The following is a 16,067-nucleotide window of genomic DNA, read 5'->3' as shown; positions in this document are numbered from 1 at the left end:
CTATGACACACAATTAATGAAGAATTGAGATGACTTAATTATTAATAATTAAAGTGATAAATATATTAGCGCTTCAATAAAGATTATATAAATTATGATTACACTGACACCAGTATTTCCCAAGGTTAGTGATGCCAAACAATCAATGATATTTTTTGAAATAAGATATCTTCAAGGAACAAAACTCAACGGAATATACGATTTCATAGTTATACTATTAATTTGATGGACCTATAAATGTTTGCATATCCAATTTCTGGAGTTACACAAAGAAAGCCAAATATAGAAGATAAAGAAACCTCTCAGCCTCTCTTAGTACATAAAATTACTCAGGCTCCAAGGATTGTAGAATGTCCACAATCCTCGTCCACAGCTAAATCTACTTGGTTACATGCTTGTATGACGAGACCTGATGTGGTGTCCACTTTGAATCCTGTACCTTCATGGCTGAATCGTAACGGAAAAAGTTTGAGACTTGGGGAACCTCCCCAGGTGGTATTGGCAAATCACTCATACAGCCACGAACACAATAAAAAAAATGCTAATATTCAAAAAATATATTCATCTATGATAGGTAAAGGGAGAGTGTGGCAAGGCCTAGATAAATGTATGGGGGAAAAAAGCGTAGATCAATTATCATTAAAGAATGTAAACACTGCATACCCTTTATCTAAGCTTGAACAACAATTTTTAGCATTATTCTGTAAACAAGATTTCTACTTAAGTCATTTTAGTAACTCGGATTTCAGGAATGAAGATGGTTCAGTAGATATTCTGTCTAGAGATAAAATGGTCGAAAGGGGAAAATTTTTTGATGAAAATAATACCGAAAGATTAGATATTGAATGTTTTGCTACTACAGGATTTTCTTTCATGGGTCTAGAGTGTGGTAACACCGGCAAAAAATATAGCAGGTTTGGGAATTATGTATATAAAGTGAAATTCAGTGATATTGATAAAAAAACCATGTCACGTGCATTTTGTCAAGCCTGTGATTTTGGGAGATTTGACGAAAGACCTATTGATAATATTCCTGATTTCTTGTCAGGAAAGGTCGATTATGATGCTTTTTTTGAAGGTGACAATCTAAAAGAAAGAAGACCACAAAGCCTAGTTTTCAAAGGGAATGAAGTTATTAAAGGATTAGGTTTGTGTATAATTAAGGACTCTAGGTATTTAACTGATAAATCGAAAAATAACATTTTATTAGCAAGAACTCCTGATGAGTTCAACGCTATATTAAATTCATTCTTTAGGCCTCAAATGTTATTTCCTATAAGCATTCATATACCTTCAGATAAACTAATATATTCAAAACCTAGAGATGTGCCGCATTTTTATGTTTAGGTACGTTATGGTTTGGGGGTATTGCACCAAGCCCTTTCCACCTTGTGAATAGACGTTCTCCGCTATACCCAAACAACTTCAAGTAGGAAGGGTATAGTCATAATATTAATTTATTGGAGTAATAAATGTTTTCAATCTCAGACGTTAAAAAAAAAACACAGATATGATGTACACAGATCTGATGTAGAAGATAAAAGAGACCCTAGGCATCTTTCTGTACATAGCGTGATGAACTCGCCTTCTACTTCACCGTCTTCTTCGAAGGAACTTTGGTGTCGTAGTGCTCAGATGTACGCTCCAAGGGGAGAACGTCCACAAACTTGGTTAGATGCTATTATGAAGCAACCGGATACTAATCCTGTAGTACATCCACAATCCAAGCACGACAAAAAAACAGCAGGACACAGATATGATGTACACAGATCTGATGTAGAAGATAAAAGAGACCCTAGGCATCTTTCTGTACATAGCGTGATGAACTCGCCTTCTATTTCACCGTCTTCTTCGAAGGAACTTTGGTATCGTAGTGCTCAGATGTGCGCTCCAAGGGGAGAACGTCCACAAACTTGGTTAGATGCTATTATGAAGCAACCGGATACTAATCCTGTAGTACATCCACAATCCAATCACGACAAAAAAACAGCAGCTGCAGCGAGTAAACCTAATGGGCGACATACCTTTCTGAAGCCACCTGAAACTCCGAGTCTTATAGAGCGTCTGCGCGACAAAAAAACAGCAGGCGCAGCGAGTAAACCTAATTGGCGACATACCTTTCTGAAGCCACCTGAGACTCCGAGTCTTGTAGAGCGTTTGCGCGACAAAAAAACAGCAGGTGCAGCTAGTCAATCTTCTCTGGTTGCGGTTCCTCTGGTTGCGCTTCCTCTGGCAGGGTTGGCAGGAAGCTCGAAACTGCAAGGTGCAAAGCTGAATCTTTGTTTGATGGAAAAGGTTAACGCGCCGCAGGATAGTAATCACAAGAAAGATATTCGACAAAGCGCAGCATTGGCAAATTACCCATATCAGCAAGATCTTGCTGCATTGCGTCGTGCTACAGATGGGCTCTGGGAATTGGACTTACTGGGTAATCATTCTGATTGTAAAAAGGTTGTTGAAGGCTTAGATCTAAAAATTTCGCCATTAACTGGTATGTTTAGCGACTCGAAAAGTGGTTTAGTTGGATTTATTTTCTTTAACCATACATCCAAGGAATTGCGTGTTGTATTTGGTGGCACGAGCAGTGGAGAGAAAACAGGTGGGTTAAAGGAAAGAACCATGGGGAATTTAACTACTACCGCTCGACAATGGCAAGCAAATGCGAAGAATGCAATACTTGGCGAAAAACCTGCTAGTTATCAGCAGGCGAAATGTTTAGCTACAGAAATAGTAACGGCTATGAAAGGGGAAAAGTATAAGGATTATAGCTTATCGTTTTCCGGCCACTCAAAGGGAGGTGGAGAGGCTGCTTATGCCGCTGCAATGGTGTCTACTCCTGAAAATCCTGTCAAGGCAGAGTGTTTTAGTAGTGCACAGTTTAGTCATTCCATATTGACTGAAGTGAATTCGGAGTTAGCGCCCTATGGTCCAGAACAAGCAAAAAAAGCGGTTTCTGGTATTAAGCACTATAAGATTCAAGGAGACGTAGTTCCTAATATGCATAGAGTTCGTCCTACACTGAGTCACATAGGTAAGGTGATGACATTGCCTAGGTTCGATATAAGAGGTGCCAATAATATAGTTGGTTGTCATGACCGTTTCTATGCTCACATTGAAAGGTGGGCGCTGTTGTAGTGATGCCTAGCGCTAGCTGAGAGTCAAACTCATCCCTGATAAACAGCCAGCAATCTCGAAACTGGCTGTATATACCCAAACTACTTGAAATTGCAGGTAGGAGACGAGTGAGTTCATCCCCATGAGCATAGATAAACTATGTGATTGGGGTGGGCGAACGTAGCCAACACCGCTGCAACTTCAAGTAGGAAGGGTATAAATGATGAGTAAGTAAGGCGATATTTATTTAGTTTAAACCCGCTTTACTTGCATTTAAATTGAATAAAACTCTATTATCTTATGTTGGTGTCAATATGTCAGTTTGTTTGATCTACCTTTCACCGAGCCTTAATTTTTACAGAGCAACCTAAACTTTCAAGAACAGATTGAACCTTCATTAAAGACTCAGCATCCGGATTATAATGGCCTGAATCATTATCGATGACATAACAACCGTCTCTGCCTTTTCTTATCATCCCGGCACTCGTTACAAATTTGGCCGTTCCGAATAAGTATTTAGCTAATGCAGCATGAGTTATTTTTTGGTTTTTATAGCATTCAAATGAATCTGAATGGCTTATTCCAAACCCAAAAATTGAATGAAATACAAATTTATTAATCGACTTATCGTGTATTACATTCAAATCCGAAGATTTAGAAACGATAAATGCTTGTGTGGTGGAGTTGACACTGCTAATCGCATTTTCTAAACGGCCTAACTCATTTTTGCCACCTGTAAGATTTTCAGACCTTTTATTTTCAAAAAGCTTCTGTTCATGAGCAGAGTCTGGTCGGTGAAGTGGCAATTTCTTCATGCCAGTGTTAGTTACGCCTTTTACAGCGAGAGAATATGCACTATTTCCAGTACCATAAAGGGGTAATGACGGTGAAGATTGAGTTCTGATTAATGAAGAATTACACATAAATACTCTTTTACCTTCATCGTTATCACTGCTGCTTTAGAAGGTTATTGTGGCTAGGTGCTACTCTATTGCTCAATGAAAGATATCATCTTATCAACTTCATTAGCTCTGTAACCATAGGTTCAACATCAAGCCATGCTTGATATGACAAAATACTGAGCGTTACCATCGCCAGAGTAACAATGCCTTTGGTTAATCGAGGGACTATCGGAGAGAGCCAGACGAGAGGCAATGCCAGAGGTCCGATAACAAAAATCAGCGTCATCACAAAGCCACTGCGATAATACCAAGCTATGTGATTTTCTACTCTTTGGTCACTGTTCATTTTGTACTCCGTTAGATACTTAAAAGTGAACCGTAGTAAAAGATACGAAAGTTTGTACGCGCTGAGCATAGATAAACTTTAGCGATAAATCCTGTAAGAAAATACCTTATTTTATAGGCTGAGAACCCAAGTCGTTTTCGTAAAGTGGTTCCTATATTTGAAGGGGTACGCTTCGAAGTTCGAACAACTATGTTCAGGTAACTTTGATATACAAAAATTCCACTTGTAGATAAAACTATGAACCAGCTCCAATTTTTAATTAAATTGGCTTAGTTTTTGATCAATGTTTGCTCATGCGCACCCAATTCAAAGGCACCGCTTCGTATGATGGCACGACTTCAATCTAACCTAATACAGGAGTGGGCATGACTCGTTTAATTCTTGATGGAAATTGGCGCCTAGCATCCCTAACGAACTCAGAAATTCAAACCGACATAACACTACCGGGCGATGTGTATTCAGCCTTACTTACTGCCGAGTTCATCCCCAATCCTTATTGGGCAACCAATGAAAAAGACGTGCAATGGGTCTCTGAACACGACTGGCAAATAACCCGAAGCTTCGAGGTATCTTCAGAACTCCTTGCCCATGAGGTAATCGACCTCTCCATGAGCATGGTCGATACCATGGCAGAGATTACGCTCAACGGTGAAACCGTACTGGAATGCAGCAACATGTTCCGCCTGTATCAAACGGATGTTCGCCCATTTTTAGTTGAAGGGGAAAACACGCTCACCATCACGATTAGACGTGCAGATCTAGAGGCTGCCGCTCGCGCTGAAAAGCTGCCTTTCCCGGTTCCTTGGGCTGTGGGTAATAACCAAATTCCGCATATGAATACTTTGCGCAAAACCCAATGTCATTCAGGCTGGGATTGGGGGATTTGCTTGCTAACCAGCGGCGTATATGCACCAATCGAGTTGATTGCCCGCCAAGCATATCGACTTAACAACATCACGACCAAACAAATATGGCAAAACAAACAGTGCGAACTCGCGGTGAGTGTTGACCTTGAAGTATTAGATTCAGAATCCAGCGCATTGATCGAAGCAACTCTCACCTCTCCGTTAGGTGAAGACGTATTAAACGTGCAAACCTCAGCCACAACCGATACACAACTCAACTTTAGTATTGAGAACCCGCAGCGATGGTGGCCAGCAGGCTATGGCGAGCAGCCTCTTTACACGTTAGTCGTCTCAATTGATGGCCAGACTATCACCAAGAAAATCGGTTTACGCGAGTTAGAACTCGAAACTTTAGCAGACGAAGTGGGATCGTCGATGACCTTTATCGTCAACGGTAAGGCCATCATGGCCAAAGGGGCGAACTGGATTCCACTTGATGCCATGCCAGCGCTGCATACCTCAGACCGTTATCGTACCCTGCTTCAAGATGCGGTCGATGCCAACATGAACATGATTCGTGTTTGGGGCGGCGGTATGTACGAGCAAGACGAGTTTTACGATCTGTGTGATGAACTTGGGCTATTGGTCTGGCAAGATCTGATGTTTGCCTGCGCACTGTATCCATCAACGCCAGATTTCTTAGCCGATGTCGAACTGGAAGTGCGTGACCAAGTGAAACGCCTACGAGATCACCCAAGTCTCGCACTTTGGTGTGGTGACAACGAAGTGATTGGTGCCATTGGTTGGTATCCTGAGTCTCGTACCAATCGTGAAAAGTATGTGGTGAACTACGACAGGCTTAATCGCGTGTTGCAACAAATAGTCGAAACCGAAGACCCAACGCGCCGCTTCTGGGCGAGCTCTCCATGCAATGGCGAACTAGATTTTGGTGATGCTTGGCACGATGACAACAAAGGCGATATGCACTTCTGGGATGTATGGCATTCTGGCAAATCCTTAGATGCGTACCACAGCATTAAACCACGTTTTTGCAGCGAATTTGGTTATCAATCATGGCCATCACTGCCGGAAGTCAAAACCTTCGCTGAGCCTAGCGATTGGAATGTGACCTCTCCAACGTTTGAACAGCACCAAAAAAACGGCCGTGGTAATAGCATCATCACCGAAATGTTTACGCGCTATTTCCGCTTTCCATCCAACTTTCAACAAATGCTTTACCTCAGCCAAGTGCAACAAGCACTCGCAATAAAAACCGCCAGCGAATTTTGGCGCGCCAACAAACCCATTTGCCGAGGTATTCTCTATTGGCAATTGAACGACTGCTGGCCTGTAAGTTCATGGTCGAGCATTGAGTATTCAGGTCGCTGGAAACAACTGCACTACCATGCCAAACGCTTCTTTGCTCCGCAAATGACGACATTCGTTCATGATGAGAGTGGGCTGCGTTTACACGGGTTGAATGATGAACACGCCGTCCGAAAAATAGAAGGGCAAGTGTCCTTAATCGACTGGCAAGGGAACATTCTTGAGGCTTGGTTAGTCTCTGATGTCATTAAAGAAGACGGCAACAAGGTATTATGGCGATTAAGTCCTGAGGCATTAAAAAAACACCAAGGGCAAGGCTTCTATCATGTCGAGCTGAACTGCCAAGGTGAGGTCATTTACAACACTTGGTTTGATGATTTATTTAAACGCTTGCCACTCGCCGCTGCTAACATCACAGCAGACGTAATTAAAAATGATCAAGGGATACAAGTTGTACTCAAAACTGATGCACCAGCTTTCTTTGTTCACCCTGAGTTTACCGGTAAAGGTCGATTCAGTGATGCCAGTTTTACCCTTTTACCTCACCATCCTGTCACCATCGATTACATTGGTAATGCAACAGCAGAAGAGTTGCAAGCCGAGCTGCACATTTACCATTTGGCCGGCAGCTACCTAAGCTAAAATCGAAGGTTGAGCTACGTAAGATAAAAGAGCCTGTGATTGTATCACTAGCTCTTTTACGCCCTACTAAGAATGCTCCATTGTAGATAGCACTCCCTAACTCGATAATGCCCAGACACTTCTCAGCGCGATCATTGCTAGCAAGGTTTTGCCCCATTCGGTGTTAACGTAATTACTCAGTGGTAAATCGTGGCACTGAAATCACCGTACTTTTGTTCATGATTACCAACAGAGAGGCCGTGACAGAAAACTCCCAATTTCTTTCAAAAACAGAACTCCTAATCTAAAATCATCGCCTGCATTGTTATGAATTTCAGTTGAAAGACGTAACTCAGATCTGGAGTCCTGATTAAAATCATTCTTATCTAATTAACGACTACTGTTCTTTCATGTACTCTTTCATTTCCAAAGCGCTTGCTACTGAATGCAACCTGTAGCTTACAGGCTCACCTTGCAAGTTGTTCTTGAGGAATGGTTCCATAAATCTTTCCAACAATATTAGGCTGGAGAGAGCATTTGCGTGTGCGGGACTTGACTCATCTTTCTTTGTCGCACTATTCAATAATTCCTGCAAAGCCTCACCATGCTCAACTAATTGATCCGCATGGTGATCATAAAGAAGTTCGTAGCATTGAAACCAGCCGTTCTCATGGTAATCATCTAGTACTACTGCTGTGATTGCTACTACAGCATACCAAAGAGATAATTCTCTTATCGCTGATATCAATTCGCTTTGATTTTCTATAGGTAACTCGACTTTAATACTATTGAGTATGCTCAAGTACTGATCTAACGAGCTGAACTTCTCAGTGTTATTACAATAAGCCATTACGTAGGATCTATGTGAAATGATCTTCTTTCCTATCTGACGTAACTCGATTCTTTGTGCCTTTAACGTATCTGCCACTATGATAGGTTTGAGAACTCCTTCAATAGTGATTCGCGCACTACCATCAAGTTTTGGTAAGTTGTCTTCTCTGATAGCAAAGCTTGCATAAGTCTCAGTAAACTTATTCCAAAAATCATCATAAGGTATTGCGCATGGTTCGGTTTGCTCGTGAGTGTCGTTTGGTTTGGTCTTGCTGAAAATTCTTTTTATAGCAGAAAACATTTTATTATTTAATTGGTTAAGGTTTTATGCGTCAGTCTACATAACATGGTTTGATCAATTTGTGTGTGCCGTCGCATTATCAAGTTGTGCCTTGGGACTCATTTATTATCGTTATGTTTCACATGAGAGTCATATGCGGCATTATTTGTCGAAAATTCTGCATAAACTAAGTACAGCAATGGATAACGTGAGTGAGAGCTTTTGTCCATTTCCGAGCAAACAGACCACCACTGACAACAGTGGCCTTTGGCGTTTTGGAATACCAAAAGTTATCCGATGGGTGGATATCGCCTGAAGCGGTGAAGAAGGAATTGTCCAATTGTAAGTTGAAGTGATAGAGATACAGAAATTCCCCAAAAACAGTTGTTTTGCTTCGGTTTGACAAGAAAGGTTGGCCAAGCGCTGAACTGGGAGAGTTGCTTAAGTTATGTTTAGCACTAAAAATCGAAGGTTTAGATGGTGTCGTCAAGCCGTTAAAGCGAATGTAATTGAACTGTGGTGACTGAATACAGAGCCATTTTAAATAGTAGCGATGTAAAAGTCGCCGGGGATTAATTATTCAAATATCAAGCTAAGTCGCTCTCCTAAAACTGATTTGTGTGGGAGTACTTTTATTTTGAGCGTGCTTGGCGACCTCATCATCAAAAATAGTGACTCTGTTTCGGCCATGTTGCTTTGAGTAATACATAGCTTGGTCGGTTCGAGAAAGGATGTACTTGCTCGACGTATCAGATTCAAACAGCTGAGACACGCCAATGCTTACCGTGACATTCACAATATAACCTTCAACTTCACAAGGGGTGTTTTGAATCGCGATTCTCAATTTCTCGGCTATGTCATAGGCATGAGACTCTGACGTTTCATTTAATACAATAGCAAACTCTTCACCCCCGATTCTGCCGATATAATGTGGTGCTGGAATCATTTCACTACAAATGCTAGTAATGTGTTTAATAACGTAATCACCTGCTAAGTGCCCTAAGTGATCATTAATCTCTTTGAATAGATCAATATCGAGCATTAATAATGAGGTGTTACTGCTAATTGCTGGATGGTTTTCAATATCTTGGGAGAGCAGTGCCATAAAAGCCCGTCGGTTTAATAAACCGGTTAATTCATCCGTTTCACTTAATGTTTTCAGTTTTTTTTCTAGGTTGTAGCGGTGGGTTATATTGCGTGCGGTCCATAACACGGTGCGTTGGTTGCTTTTTAGGCAGACCATTGGCAAAGGTTTGATAATACCTTGAAACCATACTTCCTCACTGATAGTCACATCTTCGGGTAGGGTGATCATATTCTCTTCATTAAAGCTGTATTGAATAACGAGTGAATCTTCACCTTCTAAAGCCTTTTTTATGAATTGATGACACTGATGTGCCATCGTGTGGGGCATAACATCATAGAGGGTTTTACCTATAAAGCTTTTGCAGTCGAAACCAAGGTTATTGTCTTCTCCACCAAATACATTGAGATATTCACCGGATTCAGAAAAAATAAACACATGGTCAGGTACTGCATTTAATATAATATTCAAACACTTATTCTTACTTTCTGCACTGTCCATGTATCAGTTACTCCTTGGTATTTATTACCAATAATACATAAAATAAAAGCTCGGTATCTTTCTTAATTTGCTACAGCAGCGGTGTTGGTTACATTTGCCAACTCAATTACATCGTTTATCTATGCTCATGGAGTTGGATTTACTTGCTGTCTATCTGCAACTTCAATTTTGGTATAAAAGCATAATTATCAATATAGCAAGACTTTCATTGGTTTGCTTTTAAACCTTTTAATTTCAAGTGGTTTAGGTATAGGGAAGAGCGATTTTGAACGCTTACTACCACTCGATATCTATGGGGGTACCAATTTTTACTCGACTGAGAAAATCATCCATTTGATCATTGGTGATGGCAATACACCCATCAGTCCAATCAAAGCTTTGAATGAATTCTGGCTTTGCTTGAAAGCCGTTTTTTAAGCCGTGAATTTTTATGTCACCACCGGGGTTCACCCCAGCTTGCATGGCTAGGATGGTATCTTGATGATTCGGATAGGTAATGTGGACTGAGCGGTAGTATGATGAATCATTGCTAATATAATCAAGATAATAGCGACCTTCTGGTGTACGTTGATCTCCTTCTTTAAACTTATGCCCCTGCGGATTTTTTCCTAAAGCAATTCGGTATTCCTGAACTACGGTTTGCCCATCGAGCAAGTACATTCTACGTTTGGATTTATCGACTTTGACAAGATCAACATCAGCGTAGCTAACAAGCGGCCAAGACAGTATCGAAATTAGGTATAGCATTCGTATCATAGAAATACTGCATGGTCAGAAGTAATAGAAATATCCGTTATTATGTGTCGAATAGTCAGATATTTCTAGTCTTCCTCTTGGCCTATGCTGGGGCTTTATCAATCTGATAGGTAATATTCTACTGTCGAAACTACTCGTATCTTTTTGATGTAAGGCGTGTTGTCATCTCGATCAACAATGCTGAACTGTCCTTGAGAAGCTCTTTTAATCTTGCCTAATGAGCTCTGTGAGTCTTTGGCGAATTTCTCAGCCACTTCTCTTGCTTGCTTTGTCGCTTCTTCAATCATATCTGGCTTAATGTCGTTAAGCCCTGAGAATGAGTAATTGACCCGGTTGTTGTAAGGATCTTGGTTGAATACAATACCTTGTTTACCTAAGTTACCGAGTTTGTTGATGGCGGCACGAACTAAGTCAACTTGATTGCTGTAAACCGTGATGGTTTGATTGGCTAAATAGCGAAATTCAACCGCGTTGTCTCCACCGTATTGCTGCGCTTTTTTATCAATAACGGCAGGCGAAGATAAAGAAACGTTGTTTTCTGCAATACCTTGGGTGGCTAAGAAATCTGTCACCATTTGGGTTTGCTTTTCGATGGTGGCAAACATGGTCGGTAAATCATTGTCTGCTACGGTAAATTGAATAGGCCAGATGACGGTATCAGCAGGGTATTCTCTTTCGGAGAGCCCCTTTACAGTAACTACGCGTTCGTATTCTTTATACTTGATGGCAGTTTGCTGAACAAAAAAGCCTAGCACACCGAGCCCGAGGATCACGCTTAACCCCATAATTAATGCAGAGGATGTACTCTTAATTTGCATGTCACTGTTTCCTTATGTTGGCTTTGGGACGCTTTATTATATGCGTATCATTGCGTTAAAAGCGTGAAGTGCACGCTAGAGTTTTGCAAGAGGTTGCGCTTTATTTTTAGCGCGCTTAGCTTGTTGCTTTTGAATACGAGTGACCAGTTTCTCTAAATTTCCAGGATCCCAAGGGCTTTCTTGTGTTGTATAGAGTGTTTTGTTGAGTGCGTTTAATTCGTTATCCAATGTTATTTTTTCTTCCTCGGTTAGTTGAACGACAGCGCGCCATTGCGTTAAACCGTAACTGATTTGTACGCCATCACCTTGGGATAATGCTTTTTTTAGCAGAGTGTATTCATTGCTATCTTCTTGATTAAGATCCGAGTATGAATTTGTTGTAGGAGCTGAGGATTGATTTCTAAATGCCCAAGCGACGATCATGGTTGCTACCCAAAGTAGGGCGAAGAAAGCGGTAAAATAAGGCCAATATCCAGCATCTTTAACGGTCACTGTCTGCACATTTTGTGGTGTAATCGGTGTCGCTGACGATTGATCAAGCCATTCTCCTTTCTCAACATTCAAAGTTAATGCACTTGCTTTGCTATATTTTTGCGATTTGCTTTGAGTGTCCCACCAGGTGACATTCACTTCTGGAAGTTGGATATTGCCGATCGTATTCGGAATTAGCACCTGTTTGATCGTCATTTTAACGTCACCATTGTCCAATGTTGTGAATTGCGGTTTCTCTGCGTAAACACGTATGGTGTCAGGATAATTGATGGCTAAATTAGGTAGCTGCTCTTGGGTGATCCCCTTGACCGTTAACACTAATTCACGTGTTAATGATTCACCTACTTTCGTGTGGAAGGGGGAGTCAGTTGTCACTTTACCGCTTGCATCACGCCATGTTTGCTCAAGTGTTAATTGAGATGTTGGTAGCCATGTACCTTGGTAAGTTTCTGGTTTAGGCAATACGGTTAAAGGGAACGTTTTGGCGGGGACATCAAGTTGGATCAGGCGAGTATTGCCAGTTTGGTTGCTGCCATAAACTAGGCCGCCTTTAAATGCAGGCCCCGATACAGTAAAGCTACCAGATTCTTTTGCCGTGACTTGGAATTTTTGGTCTACCACGGTGACTTCAATGCCATCCAATACGCTTTGATATTGGTTTGCTTCTCCGGCTGGCTTTAATTCAACGCCTTGAGCTGAAGGAGCAGCAATTTGAGGGTTTTGCAGCCTTCTAGGATCGGCTTTTATGATTAAGCGCGCATTAAGGTAAGTACTTTCATTCGGATAAAGCTCTTTACGTTCTAAATGAGATTGCATTTCAACCAAATCTGACTGCTCAGGCTCTTGAGTGTCAGCGGCAACCTGAATAGAAATGGGCTGCGTTTTGGCTCCATTTAAAGTGAAGCTTGGGATAGTAATAATTCCGAGCTTATTCGCGGCCAGCGAAACGTTCCATTCACTGCGGGTGCTGCTGTCTCCATTGATGATATTCATTGAGGTACCAAAACTGGGACGACCCAGAAAGAAATCATTCTCTAGCACACTAAAATCAATCGCGTCCGATGACGCTTTTTCATCAGCTACGACTCGCAGCTGAAAGACTTCATTTTTGACGACTTTATTTTTACTGACACTTGCGAAAAGCGTCGTCGCATAGGCGGTGGAGATAAACGCATTCAGCGCAATGAATAAGCTGATGATGACAGCAAAAAATGAACGATTAACTTGTTTCATGATTACCACTTTTTACCGTTGTTTTGTGGAGGTTGAACTTGGCTTTCTTCTCTTTGTTTCGCTTGTAAGAACATCTGTGCTTTGAGCAAGCGGCTCGGGTCACGGGCGCTTTCCACTTGTTCTAACTTTCGCAATTCTGGATCAATGGTTTGGCTGCTATCAGCTTCCATCGCTTGTGCCGCAACAGATTGTTGTTCCTTTTCTGCATCACTTGAGGCGTTTTGAGTTTGAGTGGCATCAGCAGATTGAGAATTGTCTGCATTTTCCTGCTCGCTCTCGCGCTGAGATGGCTCAGATTTTTGTGCTTCGGTGTTGGGTTTGCTGTCTGCGGGCGATTGTTCCGCAGACTGCTGCAGGTTGTCTTGCGCCGTTTGCTGTTCCTCACTCTGTCCCTTTGAATTTTGGGATTGGCTTGGCTGGTTATCTGCGTTGTTGCTATCAGATGGCTGAGAGGAAGAATCTTGTTCGCTGTTTTGGTTTTGTTGTGAGTTTTGCTGTTGATCCTTATTGGACTGCGATTCAGACTGTTGCTGTTGCTGTTGCTGTTGCTGTTGCTGTTGCTGTTGCTGTTGCTGTTGCTGTTGCTGTTGCTGTTGCTGTTGCTGTTGCTGTTGCTGTAAAGCTTTAGTCACAACATCAAGGTTGTGCTGAGCATCAGCATGGTCTGGTTGTTGGCGTAGCACTTGCTCATAACGTTTTTTGGCTTCTACTAACTCGCCATTTTGCGCGTAAGCGTTAGCGAGATTGTACTGAGAACGGGCATCTGTATTGGGTAATTGAGAAAGCGTCTTAACCGCTGCTGCATAATCCCCAGCTTGATATTGGGCAATACCTTTCCATTCTAAATCAGTAAATTGCTCACTGGCACCTTGATAGTCGTCGTTATCAAAGGCTTGTTTTGCTTGCTGGTTTTGGTTGAGCCAAGGCGAAGCTTCGGCATTTGGACTTTGCAGCATCGGAAGAAACAAGATGGCGAGGGAAAAAATAAAGCCACGACGAAATAAAAGTAAGCAGGGAATAATAAGCAATAGGAGTAACCAGTATCCATTATTCACTCTGTCCTCGACGGTTTGTTTGTTCTGAGCACCAACATTGGGGTTTTCTGCTTGAGTAAGGCGGACGATAATATCGATATCGCTATTGTCGAGACGAATTGGTGTAAAGATACCTTGCACTGATTGGCTAAGGGATTGCATATTCGCAAAGTTGGTCTTAGCGACCACGGTTTGTCCAGCGTCATTTTTAAGCATCGAGCCATCGGCCAATACGATCGGGGCACCTGCTTGAGTTCCTATCCCCATAATAATCAGCTTCCAATTGGTCCCTGCGAGTAGCTTTTCAATCTCATCTTGTTCTTGTGAGTCAATATCGTCGGTGAGCAGAACAATATCCCCTTGAGCAAGGCCAGCATTGGTCATCGTTTCTATCGCCAATTGAATGCCTCTGGCAGCATCAGCCCCTAAGTAAGGCATAATGTTCGGTGAAAGATTGGGCAATAAATTGCTAATAGTGGCGCTGTCACTGGTCAGTGGGCTCACGGTAAATGCATCACCGGCATAGGCGATGAGCCCTGTGCTGCCTTCTTTCCAGTGAGCGAGTAAGTCGAGCGCCTTATAACGGCTTTGTGTCAAACGGTTGGGTTTAATATCAGTCGCATACATCGACATTGACATATCCATCACCAGTACACGTGCATTGCTATTACTGTAACTAGGGCGAGCTTCGGTTTGAAAACTGGGTCCGGCAAGTGCCACAACAGCAAGTAACCAACAAAGCCCAAGCAAGGAAAGCGCTGTCGATTGGCGTTTGTGGTTGGTTATGCCTAGTGCTTTAGCTAAATGAGGAGCAATAAGGGTCTGCTGCTTCGAGCGCAGAGTCAACCACAGTAAAATCGCCGCCAAAGGAAAAAACGCCATTAGCCATAATGGATTGAGAAAAACAAAATCAGACATGGTTTCTCCTCATCACGATCAAAATTACACAAAGCATCAGTGCTACCAAAAGCGGGTAACCGAACCATTCAGTTTGAGGACGCCATGTTTGCGTCGCTTGGCTAATCGGCTCTAACTGGTTAATGGTGTCGTATATGTTGGCGAGGTCTTGGCTATTACGCGCTCTAAAGTATTGCCCCCCGGTAATGTTGGCAATGTCAGTCAGTGTCTTTTCATCAAGATCTTGAGCGGTGTTGACTTTACGAGTCATGAAAAACTCTTTGACCATCATTTCACCAGCACCAACGCCAACGGTGTATATGGTGGTGTTGTATTTTTTAGCAATCTTCGCAGCTTCTAATGGGTCTAAAACCCCAGAGGTGTTGCTGCCGTCACTGAGAAGAATCATGACGCGCTGTGGCGCATCACTATCAATAAAGGTTTTGGTGGCAAGTCCAATGCCTTCACCCATTGCCGTTTGAGTACCAATTAATTTGAGCGCCGCTTGGTTTAGCTGCTCGCTAATCGTGTTTTTATCCAAGGTTAATGGCGTTTGCAGATAGGCGTGATCAGCAAACAGCACTAAACCAAGACGATCGCCTTCGCGCTTTTGAATAAAATCAGATAGAACATTTTTGACCGCAGTCAGTCGGTCTATGTATTGTCCGCCTTGCTGCATGTCTTCTTGACTCATGGAGTAGGAGAGATCAACCACAAGCATTAAATCACGGTGCTTAGGCTGTGTCGTTACCGGGTCACCATACCAGACAGGGCGAGCAACAGCGAGGATCAGCAAACACCAAATTGCAGTAGCGATAATTTTTATGGTGATATTGCGTGGTGACGCTATCTGGTTTTGTTTTGGAAGGTAGGGCAGATGAATAGCTGCCCTTTCTTTTACTGGTGGTAAGAATCGATAAATAACCAGCGGTAGTGGTAGCAGCACTAACGCCCACCACCACAATAACTCTATATTTGCCAAAGTTT

The 16,067-nt window shown here is 42.2% G+C and carries 12 protein-coding genes and 1 pseudogene; 4 read left to right on the top strand and 9 right to left on the bottom strand.

What is annotated here, in order from left to right; all coding sequences use genetic code 11:
* The first annotated feature begins 237 nt into the window (after positions 1–237).
* Both HGG78_RS07950 and HGG78_RS07945 read left to right on the top strand, forming a co-directional pair.
* Positions 238–1,347, top strand: coding sequence for a hypothetical protein (locus HGG78_RS07950; RefSeq protein ID WP_172532556.1), 1,110 nt, complete (start codon positions 238–240; stop codon positions 1,345–1,347).
* Between the two features lie 336 nt (positions 1,348–1,683).
* The gene (locus HGG78_RS07945; RefSeq protein WP_172532555.1) at positions 1,684–3,135 is read left to right on the top strand and encodes a Tle-like phospholipase domain-containing protein; all 1,452 of its coding nucleotides are present in this window, start codon (positions 1,684–1,686) and stop codon (positions 3,133–3,135) included.
* Between the two features lie 317 nt (positions 3,136–3,452).
* On the opposite strand, the gene HGG78_RS07940 is transcribed toward HGG78_RS07945, so the two are convergent.
* Complete coding sequence (locus HGG78_RS07940) at positions 3,453–4,037, bottom strand: hypothetical protein (RefSeq protein WP_172532554.1); 585 nt, start codon at positions 4,035–4,037, stop codon at positions 3,453–3,455.
* 85 nt (positions 4,038–4,122) lie between these two features.
* Positions 4,123–4,362, bottom strand: a complete 240-nt coding sequence (locus HGG78_RS07935; protein ID WP_053311091.1) for a hypothetical protein — start codon at positions 4,360–4,362, stop codon at positions 4,123–4,125.
* A gap of 365 nt (positions 4,363–4,727) precedes the next feature.
* Between HGG78_RS07935 and HGG78_RS07930 the strand changes: the two genes are divergently transcribed.
* Complete coding sequence (locus tag HGG78_RS07930) at positions 4,728–7,175, top strand: beta-mannosidase (RefSeq protein WP_172532553.1); 2,448 nt, start codon at positions 4,728–4,730, stop codon at positions 7,173–7,175.
* A gap of 376 nt (positions 7,176–7,551) precedes the next feature.
* Here HGG78_RS07930 and HGG78_RS07925 read toward each other — a convergent pair whose 3' ends face one another.
* Complete coding sequence (locus HGG78_RS07925; protein ID WP_172532552.1) at positions 7,552–8,286, bottom strand: hypothetical protein; 735 nt, start codon at positions 8,284–8,286, stop codon at positions 7,552–7,554.
* 368 nt (positions 8,287–8,654) lie between these two features.
* Between HGG78_RS07925 and HGG78_RS07920 the strand changes: the two are divergent.
* Positions 8,655–8,774 (top strand): annotated as a pseudogene (locus HGG78_RS07920) (putative quorum-sensing-regulated virulence factor); the annotation flags it as partial.
* 83 nt (positions 8,775–8,857) lie between these two features.
* Here the strand turns inward: HGG78_RS07920 and HGG78_RS07915 are convergent.
* From HGG78_RS07915 to HGG78_RS07890, 6 genes are all read right to left on the bottom strand, one after another.
* Positions 8,858–9,850: a sensor domain-containing diguanylate cyclase gene (locus HGG78_RS07915; protein WP_172532550.1), complete on the bottom strand. Its 993-nt coding sequence runs from the start codon at positions 9,848–9,850 to the stop codon at positions 8,858–8,860.
* A 276-nt stretch (positions 9,851–10,126) separates the two neighbouring features.
* Positions 10,127–10,606: a L,D-transpeptidase family protein gene (locus HGG78_RS07910; protein WP_172532549.1), complete on the bottom strand. Its 480-nt coding sequence runs from the start codon at positions 10,604–10,606 to the stop codon at positions 10,127–10,129.
* Positions 10,607–10,704: 98 nt separating this feature from the next.
* Complete coding sequence (locus HGG78_RS07905) at positions 10,705–11,424, bottom strand: SIMPL domain-containing protein (RefSeq protein ID WP_172532548.1); 720 nt, start codon at positions 11,422–11,424, stop codon at positions 10,705–10,707.
* Positions 11,425–11,499: 75 nt separating this feature from the next.
* Entirely contained in the window at positions 11,500–13,149 is a 1,650-nt protein-coding gene (locus tag HGG78_RS07900) for a BatD family protein (RefSeq protein WP_216835500.1), read from the bottom strand.
* A gap of 2 nt (positions 13,150–13,151) precedes the next feature.
* Positions 13,152–15,101: a vWA domain-containing protein gene (locus HGG78_RS07895; RefSeq protein WP_172532546.1), complete on the bottom strand. Its 1,950-nt coding sequence runs from the start codon at positions 15,099–15,101 to the stop codon at positions 13,152–13,154.
* Positions 15,094–16,062, bottom strand: coding sequence for a vWA domain-containing protein (locus HGG78_RS07890; protein ID WP_172532545.1), 969 nt, complete (start codon positions 16,060–16,062; stop codon positions 15,094–15,096). Before HGG78_RS07890 ends, HGG78_RS07895 begins: the two co-directional genes overlap by 8 nt.
* Positions 16,063–16,067: the final 5 nt, after the last annotated feature.

The sequence above is a fragment of the Vibrio aestuarianus genome (assembly GCF_012395185.1).
Lineage (GTDB): Bacteria > Pseudomonadota > Gammaproteobacteria > Enterobacterales > Vibrionaceae > Vibrio > Vibrio aestuarianus.
This window is presented reverse-complemented; position numbering and strand designations above follow the sequence as displayed.